Raw genomic sequence first — 24,676 nt, 5'->3', positions numbered from 1 at the left:
TTATTTCCTAAATGTAGTTTTTATTTATAGATCCACCAAATAAAAATTCCTAAATGTAGTTTTAATAATGAAACCCTTTATATTTTAACCTTATGGATCATCCCATCATACCCAGCCACATATATCGCTTTGTTCATCACCATGATATCTTGTAAAAAATTACAGGAACGCCATAGTTCTTTCGTTCTCCCGGACCTCATATCGGTCAACATCAACTTATTATCCTCCCCACAACTTAATATGTATTTGCCATAATAGACTATAGATCGTATAATATCATCATGGACTTTAATTTTCGTTGACGTTTTGGTTCTTGTGCACCATTGGATTAATGTACCATCCTTTGTTCCGATAAGGATAAGCTTCTTTTTTTCGGCATTGATGCTACATAGTGGTTGTTCATGTTCGTAAATGCATCTGCTTTTCTCTGAGGATAAATGGGTCAACTGTATTTTCCCCGCTTCACAACAACTTATCAGGGTAGCTTCATCTAATAGCGCCGCATCCCATACCCATGCCTTATGTACCGCAATGCGCTTAATAACTTTCAAGGCAGCACTCAACACATAGACTTTTCCACTAGTTCCTACAGCAATAATGCGCTCGTTGGGCAGGCACAACATATTTAAGATCATTTCGGGCAAATGGATCACAGCAAGCACTTCTCCTGACAGGTTCCATTTTTTGATCGTAAAATCCCTGGAACAGGACAAATATTCATTTTTTCCAAAAGACACTATTTTAAGGACCGATTTTGTATGAATTTCAAAGGTGTTTTGAAGTTCTAGTTGGGCGTTCCAATGTTTTATTTTTCGATCTCTTCCGCAACTCAGAAAAGCGGTTTCATTGAGTTTGAGAAGTTTCCATATGTATCCTTGATGATGTGTATTCAGGTCCTTACTTTTTATCATCACATCGGACCGCAATATGTATTTATTCCCAAGGGTCACTGTTGCTCCTTTGTGCCATATTTGATGGTCAAAAATCACCAATTTCCCTTTCTTGGGGCGTATGGTCTTTACAGGAGTTTCACTTGTTTTAGTGGTATAAAAATGTGTTTCTCCAGCATCAAAAGAGCTATTATCGTTCAAGTACAACAAGAAGGTAAATTGGGAACGATGCATATCATCTTGATGGAATACCCCATCTTGATGTTTGTCAAAAAATTGATTCTTTTGATACCTACAGAACCTGATCCGCTTATTGAGTCCAACAAATGACGCCTCAACATGTGGAAGTTGATGTTGTTTTACTTTTTGAAATAAGGTGTTCGCCAATTCTTGATCATCTTCCACCAAACGGTCATTATTCCTATAATAATCTGGATAATGGCTGATAGCCTTTTTAAATTGCTGTTTTCTTGGCTGTAAAAGCGTATTGATTTCTGTATGCGATAGAAAGTTCTCAATTTCAATAAGGAACAACCCATTTATTTTAGTGATCGTATGCATAGGAGAAGTTTGAATATTTCAACATTCAAAGTTCCAAGAAATGGAAATCCCCTGCATTGATGTTTGATAAGATTTAAGGGTTAAATGCTGTTTTTCGAATCCGGCTTAAGGATTCTGGGGTAATGCCCAGATAAGAAGCGATATAATGATGTGGGATCTTATTGAGGAGATCCGGGTATAACTTCATGAATATTGCATACCGTTTTGAAGCCTTTTGATATTGCAGGGATGCTATCCGTTCCATCGCTAATACATAATTGAATTCCGCCATGAGTCGCCCAAAGGTATTTAAAGGCGGACTTACCGCATAAAGAGATTTCCAATAGGAATAATCAATGGATAGCAACTTTCCGGGAAGGATGCACTCCACAGTCTCTGTACTAGGCTGTTCTTTTAGCAGACTGACAAATGAGGCAACGATGGGGTTGCGGGATTCATAATTGAAATAGCTGGTGATATCCTTCCCATCGTTGATTTGATATACCCGGTATACTCCGGAAATCACAAATTTTAAGGTAGTACATCGTTGTCCTTGTTGTACAATGACATCGCCTTTGGCATATGTTTCCATGCAAAGTTGAGATTGTAGCCGATCGATATCCGTTTCGGACAGGTCCACCCATTTGGAAATAAAAGCAATCAATTTTTGATATTCTTTAGTGGTATCCATACGTACCATAAAGCTACAAACTTTAAAGTTGGGAATACTTCTCCAAAAAGCCTTATTTTGCCACGGTTTTAAACAGACCGATCATATCATGGGCTAACACCAATGTACGGCTTTGTTTAATTTTCCGAAAAGGTAGTTCATCATATGAAACAACATAAAAAACAAGAAGAGATAGCCTATTGGTTGCAACAAGCCCGTGAAAAGTGGGAGTATCGAGGCCAGAAAAGGCCGTCTTTTGCCGAAATTCCTAAAAAAGGCCAACGGTCGGTCTGGGATTTTCCACGGCCACCGAAGGTCGAAAAAGTACAACAACCGCTACAGGTGATGCATGAAGATACTATCATAGCGGATTCCAGCAATGCCCTGGCGGTATTGGAAACTGCGAGTCCGCCTACCTATTATATCCCTATGCAGGATATTCAAATGGACTTGCTTGTCCCCATACCCAAAAAGACTTCTTTGTGCGAATGGAAGGGCAGCGCCCACTATTGGGCCCTTAAAGCTCAGGCCGATTTCCCCATAGGGTGGTCATACCCTAAGTTATTTGAGGGGTTTCATGAATTAAAAGAACATTTGGCCTTTTATCCACAATATCTGGATTGTAGGGTAGGGGGCATACGGGTAATTCCCCAGCCAGGGCGATTCTATGCCGGATGGATCACCCCTGATCTTAGGGGGCCATTTAAAGGAGAAAAAGGAAGTGAACATTGGTAACCTTAGGTATCATTTCATCCCACTAACCACTAATACCACACACTATTTAGGAAATGAATCCATATTTTAAATTTATCCCCATAACCCTTGTATGGAGTTTATGCTGTTTTGTTCAATTACATGCCCAAGGGAAGTCGCCATTAATGGACCTGAACAGCGCTAGCTTAAGTGAGCGATGGCTGGTTAAAAACGATAGTGTCAGCAGTTTTAAGATCTTACCCTACAAGCCGGTTTACTTGTTGGCGTTGAACTATATTGATGACATTAACAATAGTCCACAAAGTGGCAATCCCTTAAATAATGTAAGTGAGCCCACGGAATTCAATAATGGGGAAATTACATTTCAATTAAGTTTTAAAACCCGTGTACTTCGCCTAAATAAAAACAAGAAACAGAAAATAGACCTCTGGTTGGCCTATACCCAATTGTCTAAATGGCAGGTTTATAATGCCTTGATATCAAGGCCTTTTAGAGAAACCAATTATGAACCCGAAGCCCTCATCGTCCTCCCATTGAATTATCAGGTTTTTGGCTTGGATGGGGTGTATATCGCTGCTGGATTTAACCATCAAAGCAATGGGAAATCCAATCCCTTTTCGCGTAGTTGGAATCGCGTTACTTTCCAAGCCGGTTGGGAAACCAAAAACTGGAGCATTGTGTTCAATCCTTGGATCCGTATTCCGGAAGGAGCTGTGGAAGATAATAATCCGGGAATCGAGAATTATGTGGGCAGGGCCGAATTATTGACGGCCTTCGCCAAAAACAAACACAACATCAGCTTGGCTTTACGGCATTCGCTGAATACCGGTACCAATAATAGGGGAAGCCTACGCTTCCATTACGGCTATCAAATAGCGGACAATTTATACTTGCACGCCCAAGTTTTTCATGGTTATGGAGAGAATTTGATTGATTATAATCATAAACAGACCACTTTTGGAATTGGTTTTTCCTTGATACGTTGGCGTTGATTCGGGATGGCCTTGACCGAAGGAAAGAAAACGTATAGCACAACATAATGCAATGGTATCCCCTATATGCCGCGTTCCTGTACTTTTCCTTTTTAGATTAAATGGCAATGCCTTTCTTTGTGCAGGAATGAATAGCAGCTTGGAATCCATTAAAAACAATAGAACATCTTTATACTGGGCCTGCCAATTGATAGGGTGGGGGACCGTCTCCTTATATTGGGCCTACAAGGTATATACCAGGGACGATTACGGATTTTTCTATACCTTCCTTAATTATGTGTCCGATGCTGGCATTGGAATACTATTGACTCACATCTATAGAAGTATTGCTTTAAAGGCAAATTGGAACAGCTTTTCCATACAAAGACTATTGATACGTGTCATTCCCGCCGTATTAGTGCTCGCAGTGTTCTATGCGCTGATCAATAATATAAAATGGTATTTCTTTTACACTGCCCTTGTAGATGATAGGGTGACCCTTTTTAAGGCTATTATGTCCTGGGATCCTATTATTATTACAGGTTTGCGGTTGATGTCTGCCTGGATATTGGCCTATCACCTGTATCATTACTATCAAAAAGAAGTGGCTACAGCACAAAAGAACGCCCAATTGTCCGTTTTGATCAAACAGACACAACTGGATAATTTATCGGCCCAGTTAAATCCTCATTTTCTATTCAATTCCCTGAATTCCATAAAATCCTTGATCAAGGAAAATCCCACCATAGCCCGAAGAGCTATTGATTTATTATCAGACTTGTTACGATCCTCTTTATATGGAAAGGATCAAGATGTTATTTCCATTAAAGACGAATTGGCCTTGGTACAGGATTATATCGCTTTGGAAAAATTGCGTTTTGAAGAACGTCTCGGCCTAAAAATACAAGTGGATAAAGATTTGGAGCACTATAAAATTCCCACCTTAAGTATTCAGTTGTTGGTAGAAAACGCGATCAAACACGGTATTGATCGGTTGATCAAAGGCGGTATCGTCATGCTCGACATTGTTAAAAAACAGGACCATATCCATATTCGGGTAAAAAATCCAGGGAGTTTGTCTAGAGAAAAACACCATGGAGTTGGGCTTAAAAATTTAAAAGAACGATTGTACATTCAATACCGATCCGATGCCAGTTTTGATTTAAAAGCCTTGGATGAAAATACGGTAGAAGCCATCATGATTTTACCCCTTGAAACCTATGAAAACATTTAAGACCATCATTGTTGATGATGAACGTTTAGCCCGTGAAGAAGTAAAGCGTGCCTTAAAGAAACATCCTGAATTTGAACTTGTCGGGGAAGCCGATCATGTGGATGCCGCCATAAGCTTAATACAAAGAACAGTTCCGGATATCATTTTCTTAGACATTCATATGCCCGAAAAATCTGGTTTTGAGCTCTTAGAAGAATTGACCACCGTCCCCGAAGTTGTTTTTACCACTGCCTATGACCAGTATGCCGTAAAAGCTTTTGAATTAAACGCCTTGGATTATCTTGTTAAACCCCTAAGGGAAGAGCGCTTTGCCAAAACTATAGGCAAAGTAAAGCAAGAACTCACGGAAAAAACCCAAGAAACAATCGAAGTTTTCCCTATGCACCGTAAAATCTTTATTAAAGACGGGGAAAACTGTCATTTTGTGCCCCTATCCGAAATCTACTTTATAGAATCCATAGAAAATTACGCCAGGCTCTATTTTGGGAAAGAGAAGGCCATGATCAAACGCTCCTTGAACATCCTGGAGGAAAAGTTGGATGCTACCATTTTTTTTAGGGCCAATAGAAGTCAGATCATCAACACTACTTTTATCCAGGAAATCCACCCGCATTTCAACAACAGGCTACAGGTTACCTTGACCACGGGCCAGAAGGTAGAAATATCCAGCAGGCAATCCGTAAAGTTTAAACATTGGAATAGTCTGTGATTGTGAAGGAGAAGATTTGTGTACGCTTAGCGGCGTTTATCTGCGCTCCTGTACTTTTCTTTTGCCTTTACAATACTCCTCCTTACTTTGTCCTATAAACACCAAAAAAATATGCACCCTTTTAAAATCGTCCAGCAAAGCTCTAAAATCATATATAGTACTGTACTCCTTGCTCTCCTATGCATGCCCGTTGGACTTCTTGCGCAAAAAGAAGCGGGAAAAATAGTCATTGGCTCTGCCTATACCATGACCTCTAAGGTGTTAAAAGAAGAGCGTACCTATATTGTTGGCCTGCCCGATTCTTATCATGACACTAAAAATTCATATCCCGTCTTAGTACTTTTGGACGGGGAAGTGCGATTCCATTCCCATTCCGGCATCATCAATCAAATGGCAAGGGGTAGGCAAGTGCCTGAAATGATCATTGTAGCCATTACCAATGTGGATAGGGTCCGGGATTATACGCCTTCCAAGTATTTGGTGAACCTTAATGGCTCCAGTGCCGTCCGAAACCATAGCACCAGTGGAGGCAGTGCCGCTTTTTTGCGATTCATTGAGGAGGAATTACTTCCTGAAATCGATAAAAATTATCGTACCAATGCCTATAGAACCCTAGTGGGCATTTCGCATGGGGGACTATTGGTGGGATCCTCCTACCTTTCTCCACAATCCTCCTTTGATGCCTATGTTTCCATGGATCCCAGTTTTTGGTGGGATAATCAGCTTATTGTAAAACAAATCGATCAGGTTCCATTGGCACAATTGGCAGGGAAGAAATTTTACCTTTCCACGGCCGATAACTATAAAAACTTTGAACGCATTCCCCATGTATTCAAGGCAAACATCAACAGTCATGAATTGTTCAATGCCAAATTAAAGAATAAAGGTGTGGATCCTGCCCATATACAATTCGACTATTTTAAAGAGGAAAATCATTGGACCGTTGCCTTGTTAAGCCTTTACCAAGGTTTACAATTCATTTTTAAGGACTTACAGCAACCCGCACTGCATACTGCATCTTTGGAGGAGATCATTACGCAGTACAAGGCCATGTACAACGGAAAATTTACGCCCCCGGAACATATGATCAATGCCTTGGGGTATCGCCTTATTTCCCAAAAGCAACATAATAAGGCATTGCAAGCATTTTTATGGAATACGGAGCATTACCCGAATTCCTGGAATGCCTTTGATAGTCTTGGGGAAATGTATAAGATCATGGGAGATTCCCAGAAAGCGATAAAAAACTATCAAGCTTCACTGCAATTGAACCCTGACAATAAAAATGCCGTTCAAATGTTGAAGGTATTGAAAAACAAGCATTGATTTAAGGGACATCAACTATCTTTTTTAAAATGTTCTTGGGTTGTTTTGAGCAGTTCATGAGCCTATAGCGCCGTTGGTAAAATTTAGATTGAATCCCTCAGAGAAAAAAGACACCTTTTACTAGTGTTTTGACATCTAAATGACGAGCACCCTATAAAAATCGAAGGATAGACCATGAAACAATTCCATTTTAGGTTAACGCTGGTATTGGTACTCGCATTATATGCCTGCAATACCAAAACCCCGCCAGTAAAGGATACCGATCTTCCACATATAAAGCAACTCTTTCTAAAGCAAAAGCCTCCTGGTCGTACCCCAGAAATCATTGCCCCAGGGATAGTGACTACCGAAGAGCATTTTATAGGTGGTATTACATTTTCTCCAGACATGAAAGCCATGTATACCGTTAAAAAAGGCGGGAAATATGAAGATTTCACCCCTCTCGTTATTCGCTATGAACAGAATACATGGCAAGAGGAATCGGTTACTGATATCAAACATTCCGTCTTCTCTAAGGATGGAAATATCATCTATAAAGGAAATCAGTATAAGAAACGAACCGCATCCGGTTGGTCCGACTTTAAAAGCTTGGGAACCCCTTTTGAAGACAAGTTTATCATGGGGATATCCATTTCGGATCAAAAAACTATTTTCTTTAGTCACTTTAACGAACCAGAGATAGACGGATCCATCCGCTATTCGCGACTTATCGACGGAAAATATGAATCCAGTCAAAAACTGGGCAAGCAGATCAATAACGGAAAACCTCTAGGGCACCCCTACATTGCTCCAGATGAATCCTATATCTTATGGGATGCGGTAAGAGAAGAAGGATATGGGGATAGTGATCTATATATCAGTTTTAAACAGGAAAATGGTTCATGGGGTGCAGCAATAAACTTGGGAGCTGAAATCAATACAGAACAATCCGATAGTGGTCCTAATGTGACCCCCGATGGAAAATATTTGACTTTCTCCAGGGGAGGTTATACGGTTAATGAAGACGGTAGTTTTTATGTATTTACAAAGCCTTATTGGGTAAGTACCCAGGTTATTGAAGACCTCCGATCCAAAAGTGGTACTAGCCCAGAAGAAAATGACGCTTCCGCTGCAGAGGCCACGCCTGCTGAAGCGGCGGGACTCTACCGAGATATCCCCGCTCTTGAACCTGCATTTATCGATAGCTCACCAGCAGACCGAAAAGATGGAATTCCCGTGGGCAAGCTTGGTGTTGATGCTGGTAACAAGGACTTGATCATCAAATTGGCCCAGGAGATTGCTGATGGGCAGCACGATAAAATAAACAGTCTGTTGATTGCCCATAAGGGTAAATTGCTGTTTGAATCCTATTATTCCAAGGGTCGTATTGACCTACCCCATCCCCAAGCCTCAACCACCAAAACCTATGCGGCCATGGCCCTCGGCCGTGCGATCCAACTGGGGTATCTGAGCATGGCAGATCTGCACAAACCCCTTATTCACTTTTTCGATGGCCTGGAAGCGGATCAATTTACGGAAGGTGTGGAACGGATCACCTTACGTCATGCGCTGACCATGACCACGGGCATTCGGATTTCTGATGAACAGCGGGAGGATTTTAAACAGAATCCAGAAGAAATACAAGGAAGGAAACACCTTCAAGCCATTTTAACGCAGAGTGCACCGATTAGCAAGCAGTCCCAAAGCTTTCGCTACGGAAGAGATGGACCAAATCTGGTAATGCAGGTCCTAGAAGCCGTGGTTCCAGGATCGGCCAAGGATTTTATCGAAAACGAATTGCTCCTTAAGATGGGCATCAGCTGGGAAGCGCTCCATGAAAAGGGTATCACCTATTACGACTGGATCATGTCTACCAGTGGTCTGCCAGACGGAGCGTCGGGTTCAACAATGAAATCCCGCGATATGATCAAGTGGGGAACGCTAATCGCGAACAAAGGCCAATGGAAAGGCGAGCAACTCGTTCCGGAAGCCTTTATCGACAAGGCGACTAGCATGATCATCGATACCGGGGATGATGATGTCTTCGGCGGTGGCAAGGATGTCTCCAACCAAGGTTATGGTTATTTTATGTGGAATGCCGATTTGAAGTATGGCGATCAAAGCTATTACAGCGCATCTGCCCAGGGTGGGGGAGGTCAGTTTATCATTCTGATCAAAGCGCTGGATTTGATGATTGTATCTACCGCAAGTGAATGGGATGAGCCCACCACCTTACAAATGACGGCAGCACGTATTTTGCCTGCTTTTGTGGAATAGTTAAGAACTTGTAGAATCTGGAATATCCTTATTATTCTCAGTTTTCACATAGTATTAACGGTCATATGAAGGGCAAGAGGGGATGATATAGTATCTTTAAACGGAACAATTGGTTTAAACACAACACTATGAAATCCCTAAAAACAAACATCACCTCTTTCTTATTATTCCTACCCTTAGTCCTATTGCAGGCGCAAGGGGAGCTGAAGTCCGTTGAGGGCTATTCGCCAAAAATTGGTGTCATGGTCTATATGTTGGAAGACTTAAAAGATCGAATTACCGAACAAGTAAAAGATCTGGATCAATCACAAGTCGATTTCTTATATGATGATAATGCCAATAGCGTAGGCGCTTTGATCATGCATTTGGTGTCCACGGAATCCTATTACCAGATAGCCACATTGGAAGGTCGGCAATGGACCAAAGAGGAGCTGGCAAGATTGGGTGTTGCCGGGGAAATTAATGAAAAAGTAAAGAGCATCCTTAGGGGGAAACCAATCACCTATTATCTGGATTTATGGGATGAAGTCCGTGAAAAAACCCTAAAGGGACTCAAAACCAAGGATGATGCCTGGTTCTCTGCCAATATGGAAGAAGGATTAAACTACCACTATATCTGGTATCATGTGATGGAACATTCGGCCAATCATATGGGACAGATCGCGACCATAAAGAATCGGTTGCCGAAGTAAACTGGAAAGTTTAAAAAATGGATGATATAAAACTTTGCTTTCTTTAATTCAATTTTATTAGATTTTTTTTCTACACAAAAGCTTCTTTTTAAAAGTAATGGAATACGTTTTGCACGAAGCAACGATAGGGGTGAAGTGGGAATATGTATGGAATGGCTTTATTTCTTTTCTTTTCTTTTCTTTTCTTTTCTTTTCTTTTATGAATGTAGCAAATAAAAAATTAAATATTTTTTATTTTTTTTGTAGGTAATTAAATTTATATACGACTGTTCGAATATTAAAATGAAAAAAGACAATATACATAGAGCTTTAGAGACTGGGATAAAGACTTTGAGCCAGAAAGGATACCATAATCTTGGCCTTAGGGAGTTTTTGAAAAATGCAGAGATTCCAAGTGGTTCTTTTTACTATTATTTTAAGAGTAAAGAAGATTTTGCCGCTAAAGTATTAGAATATTATGGAGAAAAAGCTGCCGCCTATTATACGGCAAAATTATTGAAAAGTGATATGCCGCATACCATGAGATTGGAAACCATTTTCAATGAAGAATTAGAGCGATTGAATGTTGCTGAATGTAAGGAAGGTTGTATGGTAGGAAGTCTTTCAAGTGAAATTGCTGGACAAAATGAAGTCATTCAGAAGGTAGCAGACCGTAATTACAAAAAATGGCAAAACATTTTTGAACAGTTTTTCATAGAAGGACAAGAGAATGGTGCTTTTTCAAAAGATTTTAAAGCATCTGAAATGGCAATATTATTTCTTACAAATAGGCAAGGAGCAATGACACATATGATAGCTTCTGGGAAAGATGAAGCTTATCAATTATTCATACAATTTATGATGAAAATCATAAAATCATAGTTTTTTTTGATATTTAATATACGAACGTTCTAATATCAAATACAAATACTATTATTAATACATAGAAATGAGAGCAAATTACAGAATTAACAAAAGCAGATGAAGTTCAATAAATACAATAGGGAAGGCCTTTGTATAAAAACAACAATTCAAGGCCTAAAAACACACAAAAACAATTAATCTATAAAACTATATTATCATGAAAAAAATAATCTTTTTACTACTAATTACATCTATTTCCACAAGCCAAGCGCAAGAAGCTAAAACCCTTATAAATAAAGTTGTAGAAGCCAATGGTGGCAAGAAAGCTCTATACAATTTAAAAGATGTATCCTATGATTACATTTTTAAAGTTAAGGACAACAATTTAGCCGACGTTTCTAAAGAGCGGTATATTTTTGATGGGGAAGTTTCCTTTGCAGAATATACAAAAAGACAGGTTTTTGTCTTACCACAAATGCCGGGTAAAAAATATACACAGTTTTTTGATGGCAAAAATTCCATTTCTAAAATGGATGGAAAAATTATAACAGATGAACAAGCTGTATTTCTTGGTCATATCTTTAGAAAAACAAACTATTATTGGTTTACTATGATGTTTAAGTTATCAGACCCCGGTGTGAATCATAAAATGTTACCTTCCAGAAATTTGGATGGCATCACTTATAAGGTGGTTGAGATGAGCTTTGGAGATAATATAGGTGAATCAAGTAAAGATCGATATATTTTATATATCAATCCAGAAACTTATAGAGTAGATCAATTTCTTTATAATGCTACTGGATATGGTATTACCGAACCATTTATAACAAAAGTTAGGTATGAGAAAATAGAGGGTATCTATTTACCCACGTATCGCAAATATGCCCCTGCTGATTGGGATGGAAATGTACTGAAAGAATCTTGGACTGAAGAGTTTTCCAAGAATGTAAAATTTAATAATGGGTACAATTTAGAGAACATCCAAAGTTAATTTTCAATAATTCAGTGATTATGATGCATTACTAAATCATAAGTATTACATCAATCTGTAATTTGTTTCATCTTTCCCTTTTTTTGTATCAGTATCCTACATAACTCTCATCATATCTTTGCAGTATAAAAATTTAAATAAAAAAATAAATATGAATTTAGTAGATAATATATCTGGAAAAACAGTAGTTATTACTGGCGCTAGTAGCGGACTAGGAGAAACTACGGCACGTCATTTGGCCTCAAAAGGAGCAAATGTGGTTTTAGGCGCACGTCGTGAAGAACGCCTACAAAATATTACAAATGACATCAATACTAAAGGTGTAGGAAAAGCAACCTATCTAAAAACCGATGTTACAAACAAAAACGAGGTACAAGCTCTTGTTGAGAAGGCGTTGAAAGAGTTTGGGAAAATGGATGTTATTATCAATAACGCTGGATTAATGTCTATTGCTCCTATGAACGAATTAAAAACCGATGAGTGGGATCGTATGATTGATATCAATATAAAAGGTGTTTTATATGGTGTTGCAGCTGCATTACCTGTTTTTCAAAAACAAAAGTCAGGACATTTTATTAACCTATCTTCTGTTGCAGGAATAAAAGTATTTAGCCCAGGGGGTACCGTATATAGCGGTACAAAATATGCGGTTAGAGCCATTTCTGATGGGTTGCGTCATGAATTAGATGGTAGTGTAAGAACAACGACTATAGAGCCAGGTGCCGTTGATTCTGAATTAAAGAATGGAAGCTCGCATAAAGAAAGTTCAAAAACGGTACAAGAATTTTATCAGCAAGCAATCCCTTCAGATTCTGTGGCGAGAGCAATTGCTTATGCTATTGAGCAACCAGCAGATGTCGATATAAATGAAATTGTATTGAGACCTACGGTTCAAGACTTTTAATATCATTCTAAGCTTATAGTTTTATAAGCTAGAAAAGAATCGGAATTATAGACTTATTTATTAATAATATGTTTCATTTCAATACCATAAAAGAATACAACCAATTTATTGGTTACGGCTCACCGAAAAAGAAACTCATCGATGTTGTTCATTATGATGAATTTCCAAAGCTCCGACTCTCTTGTAAGGGATTGAAATCTGATTTTTACATGATTGCATTTAAGCGAGGTATGACTGATTTAGAGTGGTACGGAAATACCGAGTTTGACACCAAATCTGGTTTTTGCTATTTCATAAAACCAGATCAAATACATAAATGGGAGGTAGAGGAAGCTTGGAAAGGATACCATATTTTGATATCACCTATTTTGTTACAAGAACATAATATTGATTTTAGTTTTTTTCAATATGAAATTAACGAAGCTCTTTTCTTATCAGAAGAGGAGCAATCACAGATAGAGACACTCTATAAGCAAGTTCTAGTTGAATACAGAAAAGATAATTATGCCTTGGATTTAATTATGGCATATTGCAATCTTATATGCACCTATATAAGTAAATGTTATACTAGGCAATTCGATACAAGAGAACCATTATATAACAAGGTAGTACTAGAGTTTAAAAGACAATTAAACAGCTATTATGCAGGTAATCCACAGCAATTGCCCTCTGTAAATTATTTTGCAGATAAATTAAATCTTTCAACGAACTATTTTGGGGATTTGATCAAACACCACCTAGGAAGGACGGCCACAGAAATGATACATTATAAGATTATAGCAGAAGCCAAAAAACAGCTGTTATCAAGTCATAAGACCATTTCGGAAATCGGTTATGATCTGGGGTTTGAATATCCTACGTATTTTGCCCGGTTATTTAAAAAACATACCGGGGTCACACCTTCCAAGTTCAAACAGTATTGATGGTAGACGTTATTTTTTTGGATATTGATATACGAACGTTCTAATATTAAATATGCATTATCATAGTTAAAACTGGTTGCACTATGGTATCTGTTCTAACAAGCAACCAAAAAAAAGATATGAATACAATAGAAATGAATACAAAAGAAGAAGTGAAAAAATTTGACGAATACAAGAAGATAGTCAATGCCCTCAAACCTTATTTTGAGGGAGGACGAAAAGGAGACGGTCAATTAATGGTAACCGCATTTTATGATCATGCACATGTAGTGGGATCTATGGATGGAGAGTTCATGAATGCAAACATGGAGGACTTTGGAAAAGGAATGGACTCCTTTGGCGCGGCAAATGACATGCAATATCATATAGCCTGGATCGATATTTCAGGGCCGGCCGCTGCCGTTAAACTTGAAATTACCAATTGGGTCGGATTCCGTTTTACAGATTTCTTCGCTATGTACAAGAAGGATGGTGAATGGAAAATCAGTGCAAAAGTTTACGATTCACATTCACGTAACTAATCATTCCTCAATTCAATAAAAAAAGTAATAATAAAATCTAAAAAAATGATAATAACAGAAAAAGAAACTCAAGAATTTAATGAGTATAAAGCCATAGCCAAGGCACTTCAACCCTATATAGATAGTGCTCGTTCTGGAGATGGTAAACTAATCCGTTCAGTATTTTATGATCATACACATATTGTAGGGTCAATGGATGGCGAATTTAAGAACCTAGATGCAGATACATTTGGTGAAGTCATGGACACGTTAGGAGAATCTAAGGATGTTCAAAACCATATTGCTTGGATTGATATTTCTGGACCTGCAGCAGCAGCCAAAATAGAATCAACGAATTGGCTGGGATACCGTTTTACAGATTTCCTTGTCTTGTACAAAAAAGATGGAGAATGGAAGATTAGTGGAAAAACCTTTGATTCACACTCGCGCAATTAATACACAATACGAATTAATATCTAGTAATAATTAAATAATAGTAACAATTAAAATTAAAACATGAAAAATTTAAAGTTTTTATCAGCAATAGCAATGTTTAGTATTGCACTAAGTATCAATGCACAAGTTCAACCTGTTGATGACAATGGATTAGCTATTGGCGGTTATGATGTAGTCGCCTATTTTTCAAATACAGCACAGAAAGGTAGTCCAAAAATTACAGAAAAGTACAATAATGCTACCTATCAGTTTTCATCTGTAGAAAATCGTAATGCCTTCAGAAAGAATCCCGAACAATATTTACCACAATTTGGAGGACACTGTGCATGGGGTGTAGGAGCAAAGGATTCAAAATTTCCTAGTAATCCCGAGACCTTCGATATTGTTGATGGCAAATTATATCTGTTTTTCAATGGTCCATCTGAAGGAGGTGATTTCAATGCGATGCAACTCTGGAATGTAGAAACTACTACCTTAAAGACTGCGGCTCATAGTAAATGGGCTAGTGTTAAAAAGAAGTAAATAACAAAAAATGGGACGTCTTACAATCTTTTATAGGCGTCCTTTTTTACAAATATGTATTCAAAACAATCAATTCTAATGTATAAATCAATTATTTTAGGTTTATTATCATTTTTGTCTACAATTAATGTAACAGCTCAAAAGCAAGACAAACAAGAGTCCAAACAACTATTTGCAGGTATAATCTATGCGCCTTTTGCAGTTACAACTTTTGAAGGTGACCCACCATTTACAACAGATACTTCTTTATTCCTTACAGTAGGTGTAGCAAAAGGTGATTGGTCTTTTGCACCTTATTACAACTTTAGTGCAAATAATGCAGGTGCTTTTGTCACTTATAACATTTTTGATGAATTAGGCACTTATATTTCAGTAGATAAAGCACTTACGGGAAATACGGGAAATTTTTCTTTAGGATTTACAACACCAATTGTAGACGATTATATTCAAGGCTATGTCGAAATTGGAAGTACTTACGGAGATGACGCTACTGCTTTTCTTGGAGTAGGACTTTATTTTAACATTTTGAAACCAATAAAATCCTGGTGATTGTTTATGATACCTGAACATATACTCAATAGAAAAGGGGCGAGGAGCACAAAGGATTTAAATCCCGAAGTTATAGCATATCTAAACGATGGGAAAATAGAAACCAAGAATTTGATGGAATGGTTGGCAATAGATCAATTGGTACTTTTAAAAGTTGTTTTAAAACAAACAAATAAGATGGATTGGTATACTTCCTTCGAAGAAGCTGTTAATGCACAGAAAAAACCAACATCTAATAGCACTTCAAAGGTCATTGGCCAAACATTTGCGCAATTGTCAAATGCCATTTTTGTTAAGAAGCATCTGTCCAACAATCATAGCGATATGGTTCGCTGTTGGGGTTGTTGGGCAGAAAGCTTATTTCATGATTCGATTGATGGTTTATTAGAAACCGTGAAACCCCATGCTGCGGATCGACATTTTATGAATCGTGAAGTAGTCATTTTTGCTTCCAAGGAACGGCTTATTGACGATTTAGATACCGCTTTACGAATATTATCTGGTTGGACTCTTGACAATGATGAAAATGTAAGACGCTATGTTGCTGAGACCTTACGACCAGTAGGCGTATGGACCAAAAAGATTGCAATATTTCAAGAAAACCCTGAAAAAGCATTGCCATGTCTCGAACCTTTAAAATCTGATGCTTCGAAATATGTACGAGATTCTGTTGCAAATTGGTTAAATGATGCCAGTAAATCGCGACCCGAATGGGTGAAAGCAATTTGTAGTCGATGGGAAAAAGAATCTACAACAAAAGAAACCTTATACATTATTAAAAGAGGATTACGAACTATTGAAAAAAACGTGTAAAAATGGACTCAGGATAGTTCAAAACAATATTACCAGTTACCACGTTTTCTAAAATATGGCGAGTGAGCTCCAACGCCACAGGTTCGCTACTCACTAAAAATGTCCTCTGGGGCATTTTCTTAACGTTCGTCCGTGTTTCCAAAGTTTTATGCAGCCTTGATTTTTTTGTTTCGCAGTCGCAACTAGGGCAGAGGGATAGGGTACAATGTGTATGAAATGCAACAAATACTATTTTAAGTCAATTTTTAATCCACTTTTTAAAAATTGGAACTTTCAGCTTGCTTATGATCACTTCAGCATTATGATTTGGTGATAGCACAAGTCTTAATTTCCTTTTATCCATGGTATTTGCAGATTTGACCGATTGTTTGGAAACAATGCATTGCCTATTGGCTCTAAAAAACAATTGTGGGTCCAGCTGGTTTTCCAATTTTTCCAAGGTCTTAAATAATTTATAGGTTTTGTTTTCTATGGTTTTGCAATACACCATTTGATTTTCCAAATAAACATAAGCGATATCGCCTACCGCTAACGGAATAAGTTGGTTTCTGTAGTTCACCAAAAATGAGTTCTTATAAATCGCTTTTTTTTCCGATTTCTTAATCTCCTTGATGACCTCGATCAACTTCAAGTTATGGTCTATAATTACCTTATCCTTTGTGTAAAGATTCCGATATTTTAAAATCGCTTTTTCTAAGTCCCCTTTTTTAATCGGTTTTAGCAAATAGTCAATACTGTTATATTTAAAGGCCTTAAGGGCATATTCATCAAAAGCGGTGGTAAAAATTATAGGAAAATTTAGTTTGGTTTTTTCCAGTATTTCAAAAGAACTGCCATCCGCAATTTTAATATCAAAAAATGCTATATCCGGTGAAGGGTTTTCATGAAACCATCGGATACTCCCCTTTATGGTTTCAAGTACAACCAATACTTCGATTTCAGGATTTATTTCGAATAATAAATCGCTCAAATTTTGTGCTACACTAGTCTCATCTTCTATGATTACAACCTTCATATCAATAGGGGAAGTTCCACCAAAAATACATCTTGTGTTTTTTCAATACGTATTTCTTTATTGGCGATCAATTTATAGCGATTGTTTAAATTCATTAAACCAATGCCGAAGCTTTCAATATCCTCTTTTTCGTTTAAGCTGTTCTCCACATAAATATGATTATGTTCACTATGTACTTTAATAAGCAAAGGGTGCTCAGAAGTAATGACATTGTGTTGCATTGCATTCTCTATTAATAATTGAATGGACATTGGGGGTATTTTGCGGTCATACGTTTCTTCGGATACATTTACCATGATTTTCAACTTGTCGCCAAATCGTTTTTGCAATAGATCGGTATAGGAGGTAATAAAATCCAATTCTTCTTTTAATAGTACTATATCCGTTTTCGTTGATGACAATGAATACCTATAGGTACTAGATATGTCATCAATGAACTCTAGGCTTGCTTTTTTGGTATCTTTTCTAACAATAGCACTTAGGGTACTCAAGGTGTTAAAGAAAAAATGTGGACTTATCTGTTCCTTTAGGGCCGACAACTCGGCAATGGATTTTTCTTCTTTCAGCTGTATTAAATTCATTTCCATTTCCCTTGCTTTTTCCATTCGCAATAGCATATAAGGGGACACTATGGCGATGCAGAGCACCAAGGAGTGATTGATGAGGTAATTTTTTAAATAAGTCCCATTGAGAACTAGATCAGGATGGGTTTTCACCACATATTTGAAGATAAACATATCCATCGCGATAAATAATGCCAATAAGACAAAGTTAGCTAGTATGATCAGTTTGATATTATTTTTATTAAAAAAGTACTCCTTCCAGGAATAGTTAAAAAATGAAAAAATCACCAACATCAAAAGTTCACTCGCAACACCGACGAAACCTATTCTAACCGCAAAGTAATATTGTTCTATATTCTCTGGAGTCGGGTCCTTGGTGCTTTGCAGTTTATGAAAGTTGTTGAACAAACCAATATTGGCCAAGATGGTAATTACAATTGCCGCAACTATAATATGCCATATATACACTGTCTTATGCCTCACACTATTGGTATTTAGGGGTAATTTAAAAAATTTAGCGCTTATCCTTTAATTTATCAATACACTTTGTAGAAACCCAAAAAATGCTTCCACCTCTGTTAAAGAATAAAAACTTCCCATCCGGGGATAGACGTGGTGCAAATTCAATGGTTTTTGTATTAATTAAGCTGCCCATATTTATGGCCGCTTGCCACTTGCCATTGTTATCCTTAAAACTTATATAGAGATCAACGGAACCAAAACCATTTTCCCTATTGGATGAAAAAATAATATAACTTTCGTCGGGTGCTACTACTGGGTCATAATCTCTACGCTCCGAGTTTACTAAAGGTCCTAAATCTATAGGTTTTGAAAAAAGACCATCTTTAAAAACAGAATAGACAATATTGCTTGAGCGACTAGGTCCCGTAGAAAAATAGAGAAGACCACTATCGGAAAGTGTAGGGAACCAGTCATTGTGGTCTTGGTTATTCACTGCTTGACCTAAATATATAGGTTTCCCCCAAGAATTCTCAGTGCGTTTCAACATCCATAAATCACTATTATTCCGTATAGTATCCCCTTCTTTAATAGGCCTGTTGGTACAGTAGTACATGGTAGTATTGTCTTTAGATAGGTAAGGGTCAATTTCTCTGAAATCGCCATTAATAGCTGCAGGTTTAGGTAAGGTCCAAACCCCATTGACCTTCTTGGTTTCAAATATGGTCCCCCCGTGATAGCGTCGGGATTCAACCGTATAATACAGTTCGTTTCCATCCGAGGAAAATGTTGGGCTATGTACAAAATTCTCCGTGGAAATAAAACCTTTGGCAAAGACCAATGGAACACTATCCGGTACCTTTTGACCTAGGTAAGCACCTTTTAATTTGTATTGAGGTACATTTTTAAGGGTTGCACCCTTGGTGATAAGAAATTCTGCTATTTCTGGATTACCTTCTCGTATGGCAAGTGCCAATGGTGTGTTGCCATAATCGTTTTTAGTTTCAATATTAGTAGTGTTATCAATCAGTTCTTTAACCAGCTCTAAATTGTTGTTAAGTACGGCTTTGTGAAGTAGGGAAGTGCCTAAGTTAACATCAGCTTTGGCATTTAAGAGAAGAGTTACCAACTCCATATGATCAGACTGCACCGCATTGTATAAAGGCGTAAGATTATCGTTATTCACAGTATTTACTGTAGCGCCTTTATCAATAAGTGCTTTGGTCATTTTTAGATTGCGTCTCAGTACGGCATACATCAATGGTGTATCCTTAAATTTATTGGTATGATCGAAATCAATTTCTTTTTCTAGCAGGTAGTCAAAAACATCCTCGTTGGAACAGTAGGTTGCAAAGTGAAGGAGATTGGACTGGTTTCCACTTTTTTTATTAATATCCGCGCTTTGTAAAAGAGAATCCAAAACAGGGACGCTACCATTGCAAGCAATTTCAAAAATGGTCTTGGATTGTGAATAGGACTGAAGACCGATCATGGCCGCCAGAGATAAAATTAATGTTTTCATTTTGTAGATACTATTAATAGGTTCAGGAATTAAAACTATTAGAATACATCCTTGGTTGGAAGCGGAATTTCCGTGAAATGGACAAAACTTCGTCTTAAATGACCTGGTTAAATGGTTGACCTACTATTTTGGTTTTTGGTGCTAGCGGTATTTTGTAGGGATAAACGAAAGGAAAACGACCATAAAGCAATTTTATATAATGTCTATTATTATACTCAAAGTGAATCATTGAGGGCAATGTGTGTGAAATGGTATTTTACTACATTTTTTATTATCCTAACGATTTTCAGTAATAGGTTACTTGTTAATTTTTAATATATTTATATTCCTCAAAGATTCTTTGTTTCCTACAATTTGCTTCCCCCAGAAATTTCATAGTCCGAATACCTAATAATGGGTATTGCTCTATACTTCTAATTTTCACGTGTTATTATATCTGCGAATTCTATAAAATGCAAGCATCCGTCAATTCGCTCAAATACATTTGTACTATAATTTATATTATGTAAAATAGAATATTTCAAAACCCCTACTGTTAGGAGTTTTCGTTGTTCATTAAAAAAATAAGATTTTTATTCCTCTTTCTCTTCGAAAGTCGTTTCGGTGAGTTTTGTTCCGGAGGTAATCCCCATTTTTCGATTCTTATACAAGGCCTTCAGCAATCTTCGGCGTTTTGCTTTCGAAATGTCCATGGAATCGATCTGTGCTTTTTTTCTGTTGAACTCGGCCAACATCGCCGCTTGCTTTTTGCTGTAGTTAGGTTCGAACTTCAAAAATACAGGTCCAGCTTCTTCGGCTTTCTTATCTTCCAATTTTTGCTGTAACTGTGCCGGGCGTTTCTGTGCACTCAAATTGGTGCTAAATAGCATACCCAAAGTCAGGCATACCACTACGAGTATTTGTTTTTTCATTTTCTGTAGGGATGGATGTGTTCTCTCAAAAATACGTCTTCCTTATATACGATAGTACCGCATAAAAAGTTTTCTTTCAACAATATATGAACAAAACGCCCCTATCCGGTCATACCCTCCATCAAAGCATAAGATATTCGATATAACGCCATATTTGCCCCATATCTTTCTAAAAAAGCTATTCCACCCAAAATGGTAGCGAAAACCAACTTTGCCTTCTGGTTTCCTTCCAATGGATTTGCCGGAACACCTGCATGGTATGTCGGCCAGTATTCAGGCTATCGGCCAAAATATAACTCAAATAACCTTCCTCTTGGGTTTTGGGATGTTTATAGCGTTCCCAGCGCAATTCTGGAATTTCGGTGGAATCGATCTTCACTTTGATCAGGCTGTTAACGGCTTTTTGATATTTGCGGTGTTGTTCGTTATAAAAGGCCCTCCCTACGGAATCGGATTCAAACTTGGGTGCCTTGGCCTTCATCTGCAGACTATCCATGGCATGTTGCATATAACCATCGAACCAATTCCAATGCACCACAAAGAGTTTAATATGCTTGTCTTTGACCACTTCGCTCTGTATGCCGCCCAAGAAAAACCCATCCCCTTCCTTCAGGTTTTCTCCATAGCGTCTGGAATTCATGGAATAGACCGTGGGTTGTTCATAGGTCTTACGGCTATCCCACCAATTGAATTCAAAGGTTCCTGCATCGTAGAATTCCCCGATTTGATTGATGGAAATCAATGAAGCCAATACCAAATACAGGCTTCCAAAGGCCACAAGGACCCATTTTCGGCCATTGGTCCGCAATACCAATAATTCCCTTTGGTACAAAAACAAGCCGCTGACATAGTAATAGACCTTGCTTAAAAAACTACCCAAGGCATTTAATCGTGCAAATTTTGTCTTTACATTCAGGCCTTGGAAGACTCCCAACTGGGTAAGCAATATCACAATGGCCAAACCGTAGTTAAATGCGGGATAATACACCAAATCCTCAAGACCAAAAACCTCCAATAATATACTACAGATCAGCAAGCAGACCACCAAAGTGCTGACCACGATAAAGGTAAATAGTATGGCAAAACTAAAGCTTAAACTGGCCCATTTCTCCAAGGTATTCAGGCGTGCTTCGGCATTGTTCGCCTGTTTTAATTGCGTTTTTTTATAGGTCGGAACATCCAGATTTTTAAAGGCAATGCCCTGTGGATACCAATAGTCGATGGCCTTATACGCAAACCAAACCGTACGTAGGATCAAATTGGCCCCAAATCCAAAAAGTAAGGCTCTACTCAGGATATAGACCCCAAAAAAGCCTAATATTTTATAATGGTTAAAGTCCAGAATGGGATAATGGGAGACATAAAAAGCTTTGAAGAAATCCGTACTGGTATAGAGCGTATAGATAATTCCCCCAGTAATCAACAGTTCCAACTGCCAACTGGTTGCTCTAAATTCGGCTGCTTTTTGTGATTTATCCAATGCCATGAATGCTACTTACCTCCTCCAGCTAATTTCTTTTGGTATTTGGATTGAATAATATCTATGACCACCAAGACGACAATAACAAAGTAAAAAGTGGTCTTGCTCATAGGTGTTACTTCATTGCCAAAGAGTTTTAAGTGGGCCAAATGCCCTCCTTCGGACAACAACATAATCCCCACAATAAATAAAATAAATAGCCCTAGCACCTCGTACATTCTGTTCTTTTTCAGGAAATTGGACACCCTTCCGGCCAGCCAGATCATGAGTAAGCCTCCAATGATAATGGCGGTCGCCATCACCCAAAAGACATCGGTCAAGGCCATGGCACTCAAAATGGAGTCAAAAGAGAATACAAGGTTCATGATCACAATGGACGTAATGATCATATTTATGGATTTGGGTTTGCTATCCGTTACTTTATGTTCGTCCTCTATTTTTAGCATATGCCAAATCTCTTTTACGGCCGTATACATGATAAATGCACCTCCAGCCAAAACGATTAGACTATGGATATTGAAATGTCCCTCCAACACATCTGTCATATCAAAACCAAAAATGGGTTCCTGGAAATAGGCAATCACCCGAATCAAGACAAACAGAAGTATGATCCGCAATACAATGGCAAGGCCAATTCCAATGGCCCTTACGCGCGCTTGTTTTTCCTCCGGAGCTCGTTTGGATTCTAAAGAAATGTACAAGAGGTTATCCAGTCCCAGTACGGCTTGTAAGAGCGTGAGCATTGCAAGGGTAATAAAATTTTCGAGGGTAAAAAGGCCTTCCATAATTGTGTAATAGGGTTTGGTGAATTAAAATTCAAATATAAGTAAATCAGCTATGGCTGCCCCAAAAAATAGAACTTCTTGCACTTCTTTACATTTCCATGACATTCCAAGGGTTCTTTTTAAGGGAAATTGCAGTACTTTTGCAGGATGTTAAAAACAAGATGGAAGCAGCTGGAATTCATAGCCTTAATGGCCTCATTGATGTCTATTGTGGCCTTGTCCCTGGATGCCTTATTACCGGCATTGGATGTCATTGGCATTACCATTGGCACGACCTCCAATACGGACAGTCAATTGCTGATTACCATGTTTTTTCTTGGCTTGGGCGTGGGCCCGCTCTTGTTTGGCCCCATTTCGGATAGTTTAGGAAGAAAACCTATTGTTTATCTGGGTTTTGCCCTATTTATCATTGCTAGTTTTATTTGCATTTTTGCGGATAATTTAACGGTAATGATCACGGGGCGAATTTTACAGGGAATAGGACTCTCCGCTCCTAGAACCATTAGTATTGCCATGATCCGGGATAAATACAGCGGAGACTATATGGCGCGAATCATGTCTTTCATTACGGTGGTCTTTATTCTGGTGCCGATCGTTGCCCCGGCCATGGGGAAATTTGTATTGGACCATTATTCCTGGGAAGCTATTTTCTATGTACAGCTCCTCTTTACTGTTATCGTGATACTCTGGTTTTGGAAGCGACAGGAAGAAACTCTGGAAGTCGAGCTACGGCGGCCTTTCCGATTACATATTTTTAAAAATGGTTTTCTGGAATTGATACGGCACCGATCAACCATTGGTTATACACTCATCTCTGGTTTTATTGTCGGTTCTTTTATGGTGTACCTCAGTACTTCCCAGCAGATTTTTGAAGAACAATACCAATTGAAAGAGGAGTTTCCCTATATTTTTGCGCTTCTGGCCATCTCTATCGGTGCAGCCACTTTTCTCAACGGGAGTTGGGTCTTAAAATATGGGATGGAGAAATTAGTGACCGCCTCCCTCCTAGCATTTTTCGGGGTTTCCCTACTCTATATCCTATTGTATTCCCATACCGTACACCCCAGTATTGGCATTTTGTTGCTCTTTTTTGGATTGCAATTTTTCGCTATCGGATTCCTATTTGGAAACCTCCGGGCTTTGGCCATGGAACCCTTGGGACATATTGCAGGCATTGGTTCCGCTATCACTGGCTTTATTTCTACCATCATGGCGGTTCCCATCAGTGGCTTTATCGGGGGTTATGTGGTGGACAGTCCCCTACCCTTGTTTTTGGGCTTTTTGGTCTGTGCCAGTATTTCCCTCCTTATTCTACTGTATTTAAAACGAAGTAAAAAATATAAGAAACAAGCCCTAGGCGTTAGGAGTTAGGAGTTAGGAGTTAGGAGTTAGGAGTTAGGAGTTAGGAGTTAGGAGTTAGGAGTTAGGAGTTAGGAGT

General features: G+C 38.3%; 25 protein-coding genes. 17 read left to right on the top strand and 8 right to left on the bottom strand.

Features of this window, described 5'->3' with window-relative positions; genetic code table 11:
• Positions 1 to 77 precede the first annotated feature (77 nt).
• Complete coding sequence (locus ACEXOE_RS11240) at positions 78 to 1,451, bottom strand: 2OG-Fe(II) oxygenase (RefSeq protein ID WP_394748882.1); 1,374 nt, start codon at positions 1,449 to 1,451, stop codon at positions 78 to 80.
• Between the two features lie 73 nt (positions 1,452 to 1,524).
• A complete protein-coding gene (locus tag ACEXOE_RS11235) occupies positions 1,525 to 2,130 on the bottom strand; it encodes a Crp/Fnr family transcriptional regulator (RefSeq protein WP_394748881.1) in 606 nt (201 codons plus the stop codon).
• A 135-nt stretch (positions 2,131 to 2,265) separates the two neighbouring features.
• On the opposite strand from ACEXOE_RS11235, the gene ACEXOE_RS11230 reads away from it, so the two are divergent.
• From ACEXOE_RS11230 to ACEXOE_RS11155, 16 genes are all read left to right on the top strand, one after another.
• Positions 2,266 to 2,835 (top strand): DUF427 domain-containing protein, encoded by a 570-nt coding sequence (locus ACEXOE_RS11230; protein ID WP_394748880.1) that lies wholly within the window; start codon positions 2,266 to 2,268, stop codon positions 2,833 to 2,835.
• A gap of 53 nt (positions 2,836 to 2,888) precedes the next feature.
• Positions 2,889 to 3,806 (top strand): phospholipase A, encoded by a 918-nt coding sequence (locus ACEXOE_RS11225; protein ID WP_394748879.1) that lies wholly within the window; start codon positions 2,889 to 2,891, stop codon positions 3,804 to 3,806.
• Between the two features lie 52 nt (positions 3,807 to 3,858).
• Complete coding sequence (locus tag ACEXOE_RS11220; protein WP_394748878.1) at positions 3,859 to 5,019, top strand: sensor histidine kinase; 1,161 nt, start codon at positions 3,859 to 3,861, stop codon at positions 5,017 to 5,019.
• Positions 5,006 to 5,728, top strand: a complete 723-nt coding sequence (locus ACEXOE_RS11215; RefSeq protein WP_394748877.1) for a LytR/AlgR family response regulator transcription factor — start codon at positions 5,006 to 5,008, stop codon at positions 5,726 to 5,728. Before ACEXOE_RS11220 ends, ACEXOE_RS11215 begins: the two co-directional genes overlap by 14 nt.
• A 111-nt stretch (positions 5,729 to 5,839) precedes the next feature.
• Positions 5,840 to 7,054, top strand: a complete 1,215-nt coding sequence (locus tag ACEXOE_RS11210; protein ID WP_394748876.1) for an alpha/beta hydrolase-fold protein — start codon at positions 5,840 to 5,842, stop codon at positions 7,052 to 7,054.
• 174 nt (positions 7,055 to 7,228) lie between these two features.
• On the top strand, positions 7,229 to 9,310 hold the full coding sequence (locus tag ACEXOE_RS11205) for a serine hydrolase (protein ID WP_394748875.1): 2,082 nt from the start codon (positions 7,229 to 7,231) through the stop codon (positions 9,308 to 9,310).
• 128 nt (positions 9,311 to 9,438) lie between these two features.
• Entirely contained in the window at positions 9,439 to 10,002 is a 564-nt protein-coding gene (locus ACEXOE_RS11200) for a DinB family protein (RefSeq protein WP_394748874.1), read from the top strand.
• A 282-nt stretch (positions 10,003 to 10,284) separates the two neighbouring features.
• Positions 10,285 to 10,863 (top strand): TetR/AcrR family transcriptional regulator, encoded by a 579-nt coding sequence (locus ACEXOE_RS11195; protein ID WP_394748873.1) that lies wholly within the window; start codon positions 10,285 to 10,287, stop codon positions 10,861 to 10,863.
• Between the two features lie 199 nt (positions 10,864 to 11,062).
• Positions 11,063 to 11,836 carry a hypothetical protein gene (locus ACEXOE_RS11190; protein WP_394748872.1) on the top strand — a complete coding sequence of 258 codons (774 nt, stop codon included), beginning with the start codon at positions 11,063 to 11,065 and terminating at the stop codon, positions 11,834 to 11,836.
• A 151-nt stretch (positions 11,837 to 11,987) separates the two neighbouring features.
• Positions 11,988 to 12,740 carry an SDR family oxidoreductase gene (locus ACEXOE_RS11185; protein ID WP_394748871.1) on the top strand — a complete coding sequence of 251 codons (753 nt, stop codon included), beginning with the start codon at positions 11,988 to 11,990 and terminating at the stop codon, positions 12,738 to 12,740.
• Between the two features lie 68 nt (positions 12,741 to 12,808).
• Complete coding sequence (locus tag ACEXOE_RS11180) at positions 12,809 to 13,663, top strand: helix-turn-helix domain-containing protein (RefSeq protein ID WP_394748870.1); 855 nt, start codon at positions 12,809 to 12,811, stop codon at positions 13,661 to 13,663.
• A gap of 119 nt (positions 13,664 to 13,782) precedes the next feature.
• Entirely contained in the window at positions 13,783 to 14,184 is a 402-nt protein-coding gene (locus tag ACEXOE_RS11175; protein ID WP_394748869.1) for a nuclear transport factor 2 family protein, read from the top strand.
• Between the two features lie 45 nt (positions 14,185 to 14,229).
• Positions 14,230 to 14,619 (top strand): nuclear transport factor 2 family protein, encoded by a 390-nt coding sequence (locus tag ACEXOE_RS11170; protein ID WP_394748868.1) that lies wholly within the window; start codon positions 14,230 to 14,232, stop codon positions 14,617 to 14,619.
• A 60-nt stretch (positions 14,620 to 14,679) separates the two neighbouring features.
• A complete protein-coding gene (locus tag ACEXOE_RS11165) occupies positions 14,680 to 15,141 on the top strand; it encodes a YHS domain-containing (seleno)protein (RefSeq protein WP_394748867.1) in 462 nt (153 codons plus the stop codon).
• A gap of 78 nt (positions 15,142 to 15,219) precedes the next feature.
• Positions 15,220 to 15,690, top strand: a complete 471-nt coding sequence (locus ACEXOE_RS11160) for a hypothetical protein (protein ID WP_394748866.1) — start codon at positions 15,220 to 15,222, stop codon at positions 15,688 to 15,690.
• 6 nt (positions 15,691 to 15,696) lie between these two features.
• Complete coding sequence (locus ACEXOE_RS11155) at positions 15,697 to 16,503, top strand: DNA alkylation repair protein (protein WP_394748865.1); 807 nt, start codon at positions 15,697 to 15,699, stop codon at positions 16,501 to 16,503.
• A gap of 238 nt (positions 16,504 to 16,741) precedes the next feature.
• Here the strand turns inward: ACEXOE_RS11155 and ACEXOE_RS11150 are convergent, their stop codons facing one another.
• The 6 genes from ACEXOE_RS11150 to ACEXOE_RS11125 all read right to left on the bottom strand — a co-directional run bounded on the left by ACEXOE_RS11150 (position 16,742) and on the right by ACEXOE_RS11125 (position 23,196).
• Positions 16,742 to 17,518, bottom strand: coding sequence for a LytR/AlgR family response regulator transcription factor (locus ACEXOE_RS11150; protein ID WP_394748864.1), 777 nt, complete (start codon positions 17,516 to 17,518; stop codon positions 16,742 to 16,744).
• Positions 17,515 to 18,564 (bottom strand): sensor histidine kinase, encoded by a 1,050-nt coding sequence (locus ACEXOE_RS11145; protein ID WP_394748863.1) that lies wholly within the window; start codon positions 18,562 to 18,564, stop codon positions 17,515 to 17,517. Before ACEXOE_RS11145 ends, ACEXOE_RS11150 begins: the two co-directional genes overlap by 4 nt.
• A 31-nt stretch (positions 18,565 to 18,595) precedes the next feature.
• The gene (locus ACEXOE_RS11140; RefSeq protein ID WP_394748862.1) at positions 18,596 to 20,062 is read right to left on the bottom strand and encodes an ankyrin repeat domain-containing protein; all 1,467 of its coding nucleotides are present in this window, start codon (positions 20,060 to 20,062) and stop codon (positions 18,596 to 18,598) included.
• Between the two features lie 572 nt (positions 20,063 to 20,634).
• On the bottom strand, positions 20,635 to 20,973 hold the full coding sequence (locus tag ACEXOE_RS11135; protein WP_394748861.1) for a hypothetical protein: 339 nt from the start codon (positions 20,971 to 20,973) through the stop codon (positions 20,635 to 20,637).
• A 178-nt stretch (positions 20,974 to 21,151) separates the two neighbouring features.
• Positions 21,152 to 22,459: a hypothetical protein gene (locus ACEXOE_RS11130; protein ID WP_394748860.1), complete on the bottom strand. Its 1,308-nt coding sequence runs from the start codon at positions 22,457 to 22,459 to the stop codon at positions 21,152 to 21,154.
• Between the two features lie 5 nt (positions 22,460 to 22,464).
• Positions 22,465 to 23,196, bottom strand: coding sequence for a TerC family protein (locus tag ACEXOE_RS11125; protein ID WP_394748859.1), 732 nt, complete (start codon positions 23,194 to 23,196; stop codon positions 22,465 to 22,467).
• Positions 23,197 to 23,385: 189 nt separating this feature from the next.
• On the opposite strand from ACEXOE_RS11125, the gene ACEXOE_RS11120 reads away from it, so the two are divergent.
• Positions 23,386 to 24,609, top strand: coding sequence for a multidrug effflux MFS transporter (locus ACEXOE_RS11120; RefSeq protein WP_394748858.1), 1,224 nt, complete (start codon positions 23,386 to 23,388; stop codon positions 24,607 to 24,609).
• The last annotated feature ends 67 nt before the right edge of the window (positions 24,610 to 24,676 follow it).

This window comes from Spongiimicrobium salis (assembly GCF_043678055.1).
Classification (GTDB): Bacteria; Bacteroidota; Bacteroidia; order Flavobacteriales; family Flavobacteriaceae; genus Spongiimicrobium; species Spongiimicrobium salis.
Note: the sequence above shows the minus strand (reverse complement) of the source record. Positions and strands in the feature narration are given on the sequence as shown.

Excerpts from the sequence above, each read along its gene's own strand:
- ACEXOE_RS11215 (WP_394748877.1), top strand. The coding sequence starts at position 5,006 with ATGAAAACATTTAAGACCATCATTGTTGATGATGAACGTTTAGCCCGT.
- ACEXOE_RS11195 (WP_394748873.1), top strand. The coding sequence starts at position 10,285 with ATGAAAAAAGACAATATACATAGAGCTTTAGAGACTGGGATAAAGACT.
- ACEXOE_RS11230 (WP_394748880.1), top strand. The coding sequence starts at position 2,266 with ATGAAACAACATAAAAAACAAGAAGAGATAGCCTATTGGTTGCAACAA.
- ACEXOE_RS11210 (WP_394748876.1), top strand. The coding sequence starts at position 5,840 with ATGCACCCTTTTAAAATCGTCCAGCAAAGCTCTAAAATCATATATAGT.
- ACEXOE_RS11140 (WP_394748862.1), bottom strand. The coding sequence starts at position 20,062 with ATGAAAACATTAATTTTATCTCTGGCGGCCATGATCGGTCTTCAGTCC.
- ACEXOE_RS11235 (WP_394748881.1), bottom strand. The coding sequence starts at position 2,130 with ATGGTACGTATGGATACCACTAAAGAATATCAAAAATTGATTGCTTTT.
- ACEXOE_RS11160 (WP_394748866.1), top strand. The coding sequence starts at position 15,220 with ATGTATAAATCAATTATTTTAGGTTTATTATCATTTTTGTCTACAATT.
- ACEXOE_RS11120 (WP_394748858.1), top strand. The coding sequence starts at position 23,386 with ATGTTAAAAACAAGATGGAAGCAGCTGGAATTCATAGCCTTAATGGCC.
- ACEXOE_RS11170 (WP_394748868.1), top strand. The coding sequence starts at position 14,230 with ATGATAATAACAGAAAAAGAAACTCAAGAATTTAATGAGTATAAAGCC.
- ACEXOE_RS11185 (WP_394748871.1), top strand. The coding sequence starts at position 11,988 with ATGAATTTAGTAGATAATATATCTGGAAAAACAGTAGTTATTACTGGC.
- ACEXOE_RS11175 (WP_394748869.1), top strand. The coding sequence starts at position 13,783 with ATGAATACAATAGAAATGAATACAAAAGAAGAAGTGAAAAAATTTGAC.
- ACEXOE_RS11135 (WP_394748861.1), bottom strand. The coding sequence starts at position 20,973 with ATGAAAAAACAAATACTCGTAGTGGTATGCCTGACTTTGGGTATGCTA.
- ACEXOE_RS11165 (WP_394748867.1), top strand. The coding sequence starts at position 14,680 with ATGAAAAATTTAAAGTTTTTATCAGCAATAGCAATGTTTAGTATTGCA.
- ACEXOE_RS11150 (WP_394748864.1), bottom strand. The coding sequence starts at position 17,518 with ATGAAGGTTGTAATCATAGAAGATGAGACTAGTGTAGCACAAAATTTG.
- ACEXOE_RS11130 (WP_394748860.1), bottom strand. The coding sequence starts at position 22,459 with ATGGCATTGGATAAATCACAAAAAGCAGCCGAATTTAGAGCAACCAGT.
- ACEXOE_RS11240 (WP_394748882.1), bottom strand. The coding sequence starts at position 1,451 with ATGCATACGATCACTAAAATAAATGGGTTGTTCCTTATTGAAATTGAG.
- ACEXOE_RS11125 (WP_394748859.1), bottom strand. The coding sequence starts at position 23,196 with ATGCTCACGCTCTTACAAGCCGTACTGGGACTGGATAACCTCTTGTAC.
- ACEXOE_RS11190 (WP_394748872.1), top strand. The coding sequence starts at position 11,063 with ATGAAAAAAATAATCTTTTTACTACTAATTACATCTATTTCCACAAGC.
- ACEXOE_RS11225 (WP_394748879.1), top strand. The coding sequence starts at position 2,889 with ATGAATCCATATTTTAAATTTATCCCCATAACCCTTGTATGGAGTTTA.
- ACEXOE_RS11180 (WP_394748870.1), top strand. The coding sequence starts at position 12,809 with ATGTTTCATTTCAATACCATAAAAGAATACAACCAATTTATTGGTTAC.
- ACEXOE_RS11155 (WP_394748865.1), top strand. The coding sequence starts at position 15,697 with ATGATACCTGAACATATACTCAATAGAAAAGGGGCGAGGAGCACAAAG.
- ACEXOE_RS11205 (WP_394748875.1), top strand. The coding sequence starts at position 7,229 with ATGAAACAATTCCATTTTAGGTTAACGCTGGTATTGGTACTCGCATTA.
- ACEXOE_RS11220 (WP_394748878.1), top strand. The coding sequence starts at position 3,859 with ATGGTATCCCCTATATGCCGCGTTCCTGTACTTTTCCTTTTTAGATTA.
- ACEXOE_RS11200 (WP_394748874.1), top strand. The coding sequence starts at position 9,439 with ATGAAATCCCTAAAAACAAACATCACCTCTTTCTTATTATTCCTACCC.